At 41.5% G+C, this 10,321-nt stretch carries 6 protein-coding genes; all 6 read right to left on the bottom strand.

The window, feature by feature from the left end:
- Positions 1 to 1,103, bottom strand: a 1,103-nt coding sequence (locus tag WS34_RS12840) for a FecR family protein (protein WP_286693776.1), incomplete at its 3' end; no start/stop codon positions are given.
- A gap of 658 nt (positions 1,104 to 1,761) precedes the next feature.
- Complete coding sequence (locus WS34_RS15700) at positions 1,762 to 2,598, bottom strand: DUF4465 domain-containing protein (RefSeq protein ID WP_022159433.1); 837 nt, start codon at positions 2,596 to 2,598, stop codon at positions 1,762 to 1,764.
- A gap of 34 nt (positions 2,599 to 2,632) precedes the next feature.
- Positions 2,633 to 4,093 (bottom strand): RagB/SusD family nutrient uptake outer membrane protein, encoded by a 1,461-nt coding sequence (locus WS34_RS12830; RefSeq protein WP_022159434.1) that lies wholly within the window; start codon positions 4,091 to 4,093, stop codon positions 2,633 to 2,635.
- A 7-nt stretch (positions 4,094 to 4,100) separates the two neighbouring features.
- Positions 4,101 to 7,565 (bottom strand): TonB-dependent receptor, encoded by a 3,465-nt coding sequence (locus WS34_RS12825; RefSeq protein WP_046405251.1) that lies wholly within the window; start codon positions 7,563 to 7,565, stop codon positions 4,101 to 4,103.
- A gap of 83 nt (positions 7,566 to 7,648) precedes the next feature.
- Positions 7,649 to 8,821 carry a FecR family protein gene (locus WS34_RS15695; protein ID WP_286693775.1) on the bottom strand — a complete coding sequence of 391 codons (1,173 nt, stop codon included), beginning with the start codon at positions 8,819 to 8,821 and terminating at the stop codon, positions 7,649 to 7,651.
- 591 nt (positions 8,822 to 9,412) lie between these two features.
- The coding region (locus WS34_RS12815; protein WP_046405249.1) for a hypothetical protein at positions 9,413 to 10,321 on the bottom strand (909 nt) is incomplete at its 5' end.

The raw sequence follows: 10,321 nt of genomic DNA, 5'->3' as shown, positions 1-10,321 counted from the left end.
ATCATTTTCAGAATAGCGTCTATATGTTCATAGCGTCCTAAATTGGCGGACAATCGCCAATTTTTCACCGAAGGAGTTGCATAAAATACCTCAACCGAATACCAGCGTGCCAATGTACCCATCACTTCTTCCAACCGTTGATCTTTAAAGACAAATCGTCCTTCGATCCAATCGGTAAAAAGACCGGTATCTACCTGTTTCACCTGGGCTTGTCCCGATCGTTTATCGAGATAATATTGTTGTAAAGGTACAAGCTCTTCAGCCTCGGCCCAGTCTTCTGTTGTATTCACTTTTACAGTCCCTTGCACCAGAGTGGTATGTACAACTTCTTCAGAACGATAAGATTTCACATTGAATTTGGTTCCGGTCACCCGGACATGCATCCGATCAGTTTCTACGATAAAAGGCCAGCCTTTGGCTTTTTCTACCTCAAAGAAAGCTTCTCCATCGAGATAAACACGTCGTTCGCCTGCAGCAAATTTCACCGGATAGCGAAATTCCGTTTCACAATTGAGATGTACCCGCGTACCGTCGGATAATTTCACCAGATAATCGGCACCGGAAGGAATTTTCAAAATGTTATACCTGAGTTTTGCCGTATCCGCAAAACTCCGGGTCGTATCGTGCAGATATACCAGCTGAAGATTCGTATCGTTAACGATCAAAGTACCGTCCCCCTCCTGCAATTCAATCTCATTATTTTCCAACTTGATACGTTGCCCGTCTGCCAATATCAATTCAGCACATTTTTTCCCGGTTAAATCGGTTACTTCTTCGCTTAAAAGAGGAGAACTTTCGTCGTTTTTCATCACAATCCCTACCACCATCGCTAAAACCATGCAAGCAGCCACAGCAACCCAACCACCTTTTCGCCACAAACTCTTTCGGGATGAAATTTTAGATTCAAAACACCGAAATTCAACATTTATATCTATATTCCCTTCTTGTTGAAGACGTAAAAAAGCTTCCCGTTGATTCCGGATTTTCTCGAAAAGGGCCAAATGTTCTTTTTTCTCCAGCCATTCGACAAATTCACCATCCATCAGTCTTTCAGGATCTTGCAAATGTTCGAGAATGTATTCTATTTCATTTTCACACCACATAAACGTCCGATTCTTTTTGCAAGAATCCGCCAAAAGAATAATAGACCGATGACAACGGACAAATGATAATTATTTGGAAGCTTCGCTTCCATCAGGAAAGAAATAAGGAAAGAAAAATGAGAAAGAAAACAAAGAAAACAATCATTGATTATCAGTTAGATAGAAAAGAAGTCGCAGACTTGAAGATACATTGTCAATTGTCAATTGTTCCTTGTCAATTTATCGGGTGTCCATATAGTTCGTTAACTTTATGGACATTATGAACATTATGAATCTTCAACTAAAATAAACGGACGTTTTCTTGGTTATTCTCCTTGCTATTATAAACACAGGAAAAACCTAAAAATGGGTGAAGAAAAATTGAAAAAAATTAGTATTACAAAAAATTATTAAATAACAATCTAAGTACAAAGTTCCCATATACCATCCACTATTTCAGCATATAACTGCCATTATTTATAATCGCTTTATTTTTACTTTGAATCCAAAGATGTATATTATCTTGTCTTTGAAATTTATAAAACTTTTTACTACGCTGAATTTTTCCGGAATATCCACAAATATATCCAATAAGTCGTTCGAATATGGAGAAGTCCAATCATCTATTCTGTCTGGAGACAATTTCTCCAAACAGAACACATGACTGTAAAAACAGGAATTATTTTTGAATCCGAATTCCGTCCAGACAGAAGTAGGCAGGGGTACGCATACGACCTGTGCCCTCTTCGATATCGGTAGATTCGAGATCGAAAACTATTTTATCGACAACACCCAAAGCAGACAAATCTACGGGATACCAATCGTTAACTACCCTGCTCCAATCCGGATTTTCAGGATCACCTTTACGTGTACACAAATAAAAGTTTACCGTTCCGGTTTGTGTGTTATCTTTAAATCCTTTGATAATCAATTTAAAATAATCCTTGTCCTCATCGACTAATTTCTTTACCCCTCCGGGGACATTAGAATACCATACTCCTTTTTTGTCGGCACTCCCGGGGATATTCGGATTGGCTACAGGAGCTTCCGGCGTACCGTATTGATCCCCATACACCATTGCCAGGTAGGCATAAGTAGTGTTAGCTACCAGTATATGTTCTACAACCGCAGGTTTTTCCAAGGTAAAATAAGCATCGTCGTCTTTTACACAAGCGACGGCATAAATTTCATTGGCATTCGGGAAACGGGTATAGACACTGTAGATATTGGAATCCAAAGCTTCCTGAGTAGCCGTCCAGGTGAAAGAACGGTTGTTACGGTTCGAATAGGCAAAACCACTATACGTGCCGTCCGGATTCTTGACGGTATTAAATTTCACTCCATTTGTATGAGCAGCTTTCGAAGTAAAACCGCCATCCGGAATCTGATGCGTAAAACGTCCCAGTTCCAATTCATTCATCGTCACATCATTCGGGATGCTTACCAAAACATCTTTATCGTCGGAACAGGCACTCAAACCTGCCCATATCATGATTACAGCTAAAAATTTTCTCATAATTTCAAATTTTAACACAGAAATAACTCAACTTCTATTTCCCTAATCCCGGATTCTGATCCACCAGTTTATTCTTCAATCGTTCGGCTTCGGGAATCGGCCAGCAATATTTATCTGCCGAAAAATCAACATCTTGTTTCAACGTATAAATCCAGGGTTTATTCTGAGCCGGACTGGCATCGGTATCATTGATAAAACGTAAAGATGCAAAGTATTCGCTCCCGTTTTCAAGGAATTGTTCCACACAGATCTCCCGGAAAATCGTCCGTAACAATTCTTTTTTAGAAGAAGCCGACAAAGCAGGCAATACCGGATTGGTTCGTTTGGAACGCATTTCATTCAGCGGAGCCAAAGCATCGGCAACGGAATAATCGTCCAGCCGGGCTTTCAATTCGGCTTCCATCAGATAAAGTTCGGCATAACGAAAATAATAAGCCGTATAAGGAGCATCGGGAGTATCGTTCCGTCCTCCGTGATACAGTTTCTTCAATGCCCAAACATTTTTTGTATCCCAGGTTTCCGGAGCCCGAACCGAGTCCATGACCACCGTATAGCGGGGATCTTCCTTGATCCAACCGTCGAAGATATCGTAATAGGTATTGTTATATCCTATAGCATAAGAATAGGTAAACTCACTCCAGGCACAATTGGTAATATCCCCCATATAACGGGTCCACAATACTTCCCCGGATTCCCAACCTTTCTCGTACATTTCAGCCAGATCGGCTTCCATTTTCCAGCTACCCGGAGCATCTTTCTTCACAGTAAGCACCAAATCCAGCGCATCTTTCAAGTCCTGTACATCACCGCGCATCACTCCCCGGTTCAATAACAACTTCGCTTTCAATACCTGTGCCAATTGTTTCGATAAATAGCGGGGAGTAGTAAAATCGGGTAAATACTTCAACCCCGGTTCCAAATCTTCAAAAATTTTCTGATAAGATTCTCCGACAGTGATTCGGGGAACCTGCAAATTACTCAGATTGGACATCTGATCGCGGTATAAAATACCATAAGCACAGTCGTCGGCTTCCCACCAGTGTCCGAACATCCAGAATAAATTAGCATAAGCCCAAGCCCGCATACATCTGGCCTCGGCGATCAAAGCTTCTTTTGTTTCGGGCGAAGGATATAACTTTACATCCAGATTAGTCAAAGCGATAACTGCAGCATTCGCTGAATTTACCAACCCATACCAAGATTGCCAAATCGCCCCGAAATCATTGCTGCCTTCTTTATAGGTCATATTGTAATTCGGATTATTATAATTCCATACTCCAGCCTGCGAAGCCCACCTTCCAGCCAGTTCTCCACCGAAATTAGACGATTTCGCAATAACAGAATACATACCGTTGATAATATTCTTCGCTCCGTTATAATCCGTCACTGCATTTTCCAGGGTCAGATTGTATTTCGGACTTTGATCCAGAAAATCTTCGCAGGAAGCCAATATTCCGGCCAAAAATAAGATTAGGTATATCGAATAAGTTCTCATATTCAGCTTATTTTAATGTTAATTTGATTCCAAAATTATAGGTACGGGCAGAAGGATAGGTACTATAGTCGATTCCCATGTTATAAAAAGCACTATAAGTAGTACTAAAATTCCCCTGTGGGTCCATACCCGGATATTTCGTCCAGGTAAACAGGTTTGTGGCCTGGAAAGTGAATTCCACTGCATTCAAAATACTATTTTTATAGAGGTGTTTCGGTAAACGATAAGATAAATTCAATGCGGTCATCCGCAGATAGGAAGCATCGTGAATATATCGGTCGGTAATAATACTGTTACTCCCCCAACCATAATACATCGCCCGTGGATAAGATGCATTTACCCCGGGATTCACCGTCCAGGAATCCAATATCCGGTTAGAAGTATTATATACATTCATATCTCCTGAACTATTTTTTTCTTCGTCCCAAAAACGATCCCCTCCGACAGAATAAGAAAATACAGCATTCAACATCAATCCTTTCCAATACAACGTACTACCGAATCCTCCGAAGAAATCCGGATTAGCATTTCCGATCACGGTACGATCCCCGTCTGCCGTGATTTGTCCGTCCCCATCCAGATCCATAATATACACATCTCCCTGACGTTCATAATTATAATCGTCCCGATAATATTTCAGGGTTCCGGTTTTCGGATCGATGGTCTTCAAACCGACCAGTTCTTCATTAGTCATAAATAAACGACCGGCATCTTTATAGCCGTAGAATCTCCCGGTTTCACCTCCTTCTTCTATTTTAAAATAATCATAAGCTCCGCCACCGAAATAACCGTCTGAACTGTTTAACTTTTCCAGGGTTGTCCGATTACGGGCAATGTTAAAATCGACATTCCAGGTCAGGTCTTTTTGTACATTTTTGATAATATCTACCCGGACATCGAACTCGATTCCCCGGTTTTTCAATGAACCGATATTTTGATAAACACTAGAGAAAGAAGAGGAAGTCGGCACAGGATCGCTATACAATAAGTTATCTACTTTTTTCTGATAATATCCCAAAGTACCCCGTATCCGGTCGTCCCAGAAACCATAATCCAAACCGACTTCTTTCTGTATCTGTTCTTCCCATTGCAGAATATCATTTCCTAAAGAAGAGGGTACGATGCCGGCAGCACCGTTATAGGTTGCCGATCCCATTAATGTCCGCCAATCATAGGCTCCCAGATTCTGTGATCCGGTTTTTCCGACAGATCCCCGTAATTTCAGATAAGAAACGATATTGGAATAATCTTTCATAAAATTTTCTTCGGTAATGATCCAGGCAACCGCACCGGAAGGGAAATATCCCCAACGTTTATCCGGGCCGAACTGAGAAGAACCGTCTGCCCGGAAATTCAGGGTCAGTAGATAGCGATTGTTGAATTTATATTCCAAACGCGATAAGAAAGAAGCCAAAGTATTAGAACTGTAACTACTGGAAATACTATTCTTTTTAGCAGCACTGTTTAAATTAGTCAAAACCTGGTCATCGGGGAAACCGCTACCGGAAGCTTTCAACCCATCTGATTCATACTTCTCGATAGAAAAGCCGACCAATCCCACCAAACTATGCTTCTTCCAGGTATTCACATAATTCAACGTATTGTCCCACATGTAAGTATAGCTTTCATTTTTACTGACACTGGCAGAACTTTCTGCTCCATCATACCAGGCAATGGTATAAGTGTTGTATTTATTCACATTATATTGAACCGTACCGGAAGTACGGAAAGTCAATCCTTTGATAATATCCCATTCCAATCCTAATGTTCCGGAAAAATTCCGTCCTTTGGCTTCATCGGTATCCATCAGTGATAATAACGGGTTTTTCGTATAGTAATCGATCATATTGATTGTTCCGTCTTCATTATAAGCAGGCACATCCGGCCGCATATCGAGAATTTCACCGATCATATTGTCTTTATCATTAGCCGTACGGGCTGTAGCTCTCAAATCCAATTTAAACCGAATAATATCCCGAACTGCAGCATCAAAATTAAAACTACCCCCCAACATTTTGGAATTACCACCTTTGACGATACCTTTCTGGTCTTTGTAATAGATAGAAGCACTATAAGAAGATTCTTTGGAACCTCCACGTATCCCTATACTGTAATCCTGGGTGGCAGCATTCCGGGTCATCAGATCCCACCAATCGGTATCTCCATTTCCATAAGCATCTTTCAGATAGAACTCATCGGTCAGGGAATGTAAATCAAACTGGCTATGATTAATGTGAGAATTAAAATAAGTTTCGTCCACATATTTTCTGGTGAAATAGTCCAGTGAACCTCTCGTAAACAAACTCATCGCACAAGCAGCTTTCGACACCCGGATATACTCATCTGCGGTCAATACCCGGAAATCATTGGCATTCATCGTCTGTATTCCATAACGGGCAGAGAACTCCAATTGAGGCTTCATACCAGCTTTTCCCCTCTTCGTAGTCACCAATACGACACCGTTAGCAGCCCGCGAGCCATAAATAGCTGTAGCGGAAGCATCTTTTAAGATATCGATACTTTCTACATCGGTCAAATTTAAATTATACAACGTATTGGATACATCTCCGGAAGTACTGGCATTATACTCGGGAACTCCGTCGATCACCCACAATGGCTGTGAATCACCCGACAGAGAAGAAGATCCCCGGATAATAACAGACACCGGTGAAGTCGGGGAAGCCGAACTGATCATCACATTTACTCCCGGTGCTTTTCCCTGAAGCATAGACTGTATCGTCGCCCCCATCGGAGCCGTTTCCATATCCTTACTTCCCAAACGGGTAACCGTACCCGTCATATCCTTTACCTTTGTCGTTCCATATCCCACCGCAACCGCTTCTTCCAAACGGTTCATTTCTTCTTCCAGGGTTACATCGATTACATTTTTAGGCCCCACAGTCACTTTCTGTGATTTCATTCCCATAAATGTAAAATTTAGTGCCAGATCAGGCGCCTCGGGACATTCCAGGGAATATTTCCCTTCATTATCGGTAGCCACACCGATGGTGGTACCGTCGACCAAAATAGTCACGCCCGGCAGAGGATCTCCACTCGTATCGGTCACTTTACCGGAAATCTTCCTCATCCGTACCTGCGGGACATTTTCCGACTGGCGGCTACGACGAATCACAATCGCATTATTCTCCCGGACGTATTTCAAATCGGTACCTTCCAGGCATTTGTTCAATATCGCATCTACCTGCGTATTTTTCATGTCGATATCGATTCCTTTCACCGAAGCAATATCCTCATCGCTATACATAAACACCAGCTGTGTCTTCTCTTTCAATTCCCAAAGAATTTCTTCCAGAGAAGCATTTTGTTTTTTCAAACTGACTGTTTGTGCACTCGCTAAAGCGAACACCTGGGACATAACACATAAAAGAAGTACGAATGTAAGCTTCATCCGTAGCAGAACTTTAGACAATTTTCCCGAATAAGAGAAACTGCCGTTTCGGTTTTTCTTCATACTTTTGTAATTGGTTAAGTTTAACTATGTTATTAACTAAAGAAGGGCCGGAAATTTTTGACGCCGATTCCGGTCCTTATTTTTTATTTCAAACTGAATGTGATTACGTTGCCTTTTCTGTACACAACCACTTTGTCCATGGCCCGGATCAGTCCGAGTATGGTATCGATATGATCGTAACGCCCCAGATTAGCGGACAGACGTAAATCCCTCACATCTGCGCCGCTATAAAACACTTCGATATCGTACCAACGGGCGAGTGTATTCATTACTTCTTCCAGACGTTGTTTTCTAAAAACAAACATTCCTTCCGTCCAATCGGTATATAAATGGGTATCTACTTCTTTCACCTCGATTTGTCCGGTGAGTTTATCTAAAGAAAACTGCTGGGAAGGTAAAAGCCGGAAAGTATGTATCTTGTTTTCCGGTCCGGTAACCGTCACCGCTCCTTCCACCAAAGTTGTATGTACAATATCTTCCTCGGGATAGGATTTCACATTAAAACGGGTTCCGGTCACTTGTATGTGCATATGTTCCGTTTCTACGATAAAGGGCCATTCCGTCGCTTTTTTCACTTCGAAAAATGCTTCTCCGCGCAAATATACCCGTCGCTCGTTCCCCACAAATTTTACCGGATAACGCAATTCGGAACCACAATTCAGCCAAACTCCGGAACCATCGGCTAAATATATTTTATAGTCGGCACCGGCAGGGATTTTCACCGTATTGTAAACCAACTCTTCGCAGGAATCGACGGTATAAGTAAGTGTATCCTGCCGATAAGCCAAATAACTTTGAGTAGAGTTACTGATGTGTATGCCATTTTCTTCCCATAGCTCGACAATTTGTTTTTCCAAATCGATATGTTGTCCATTAGCTAAAATCAATTCCGCACTTTTTTTACCGATTAATTCTGCCTCCCGGACCACTTTCACCGTTTCTATTTCTGTCGGCTGCCAAAGCATACCGATCAGGAGGAATATAAGGACACTGGCAGCAACGACACCTATTCTCCTCATTCCCCATCCGCTTTTCTTTTGGACATTTACTTCAAACTGTTCCCACTCTTTTGCCAAGTCGATCATCTCCCCTTTATCCACTCTGAGGTAAGCTTCCCGATAGTCTCTCACTCTCTCAAACAGCTGTCGGTGATCGTTGTCCAACAGCCATTCCTGAAATTTTTTCTCTTTCAAAGTTTCAGGATGTCCAAGGTGTTCCAATAGATATTCCAGCTCTTGAGGATCTAACAACAACATAAAGGTTCGATTCTTTTTGCGGGTTTCCGCAAAAAGAATAACGGACAGATGATAATGGATAATGGACAATTATTGGAAGCTTCACTTCCATTAAATAAAGAAAAATGAGAAAAGAAAACGAGAATAAAATCATTGACAATCAATACAATATATCCTATTCTTCGGGTATACTGCTTCATTGTCAATTAACCAGGAGCCTGCGGGGTCCAATAACTTTATAAACATTATGAACTTTATAAACTTTCAACTAAATTAAACGAACGTTTATTTGGTAATAAACTATTCACAATAAACACAGGCAAGGAGTAAAAATGGGTGAAGTAAAATTGATTTTTTTATTACTTTGAATCGTTTTTTAACAACCGAATTTCCGTCAATTCGTCCTCCTGGATGAATCATTGTTTTGTTGTTTAATATTCTTTCGGCATTGTCGAGAAAATAGAAGATTGTGTCGGGAGAAAACTCAAAAAAATTTCTGTTGAAATTTTAACGATTAAAGTATTCTTTTTATAGCTTAAAAAATCCCGCTTGATTCCATAAAATCAAGCGGGATAAGAAGTATGGGTAGCCACCCATAAAATCAATTTATGCTCAACGCATCATTCTTACGTTAGGGGCTTCTTTTTCCAGCTCGGCAGCCTTCTCTTCATTTCCCATAGCCCGCTGTATTTTCGCTTTCACCCGCATATACTCGGATTTATAATACCCATAATCCGTTCCTGCTATCAAACGGTCCAGCCAGCCATCGGCTTCTTTCAGCAACTCCTCATTACCGGAAATCTCTACGTGCTGAAGTAAACCACGAATAAAATCCAATTTCGCATCAGGATTATAAAAAATACCATAACCGAGCGAACGGTACATTTCGTCCAGCATCCCTCTCAAATCTCCCTCTGCCACCTGTTTCACCGCCAACAAAGTAGCTACATATTGAGGTACTTTCGGAAAATTCAAACCGGAGACATACCCCAATAAAGCCTCATACCGTTCCTGGTTAAAAGCACTTTTTTGCGGATTCCACCATACAAAACTATTCACAGCACTACGCAACGTATAATCCAGATAAATATCGACCGTATCTCTTGCAACGACTGGATAAAACCGGTATTTATTCGCCATCACCTTTTTCACCAAAGGAGAAAGAGGGTCCGAAAGATTTTTGATAATGAGTTCCCAGGTAGCCCGCGAATAAAACTCTTTCTCGCTCAAACTATCGATATATGCCGTCACCACCTCTTTCTGCAATTTCGGACGATAGGCTTTATACAGCACTTCCATATATTGCTTTACAAAAGCTTCATCCCGTTCGCCTGCCTCATAACGAGCCTGCAATGTCTCCAAACTGGCTTCGCCGGACAAAGCCGTCCGCCCATTACCGATCAGGACATCCGCATCCTGCATACCGACCACACAATGCTTCAGCTCTCCTTTACTATCGATATACAATAAAGTCGGAAATGCCTGTACTTCATACTTTTTGGCCAATGCCGGTCCCTCTCC

This window comes from Odoribacter sp. N15.MGS-14, assembly GCF_000980245.1.
Taxonomy (GTDB): Bacteria; Bacteroidota; Bacteroidia; order Bacteroidales; family Marinifilaceae; genus Odoribacter; species Odoribacter splanchnicus.
This window is presented reverse-complemented; position numbering and strand designations above follow the sequence as displayed.

Coding starts and splice junctions, on each gene's coding strand:
- WS34_RS15700 (WP_022159433.1), bottom strand. CDS start 2,598: ATGAGAAAATTTTTAGCTGTAATCATGATATGGGCAGGTTTGAGTGCC.
- WS34_RS12830 (WP_022159434.1), bottom strand. CDS start 4,093: ATGAGAACTTATTCGATATACCTAATCTTATTTTTGGCCGGAATATTG.
- WS34_RS12825 (WP_046405251.1), bottom strand. CDS start 7,565: ATGAAGAAAAACCGAAACGGCAGTTTCTCTTATTCGGGAAAATTGTCT.
- WS34_RS15695 (WP_286693775.1), bottom strand. CDS start 8,821: ATGTTGTTGTTAGATCCTCAAGAGCTGGAATATCTATTGGAACACCTT.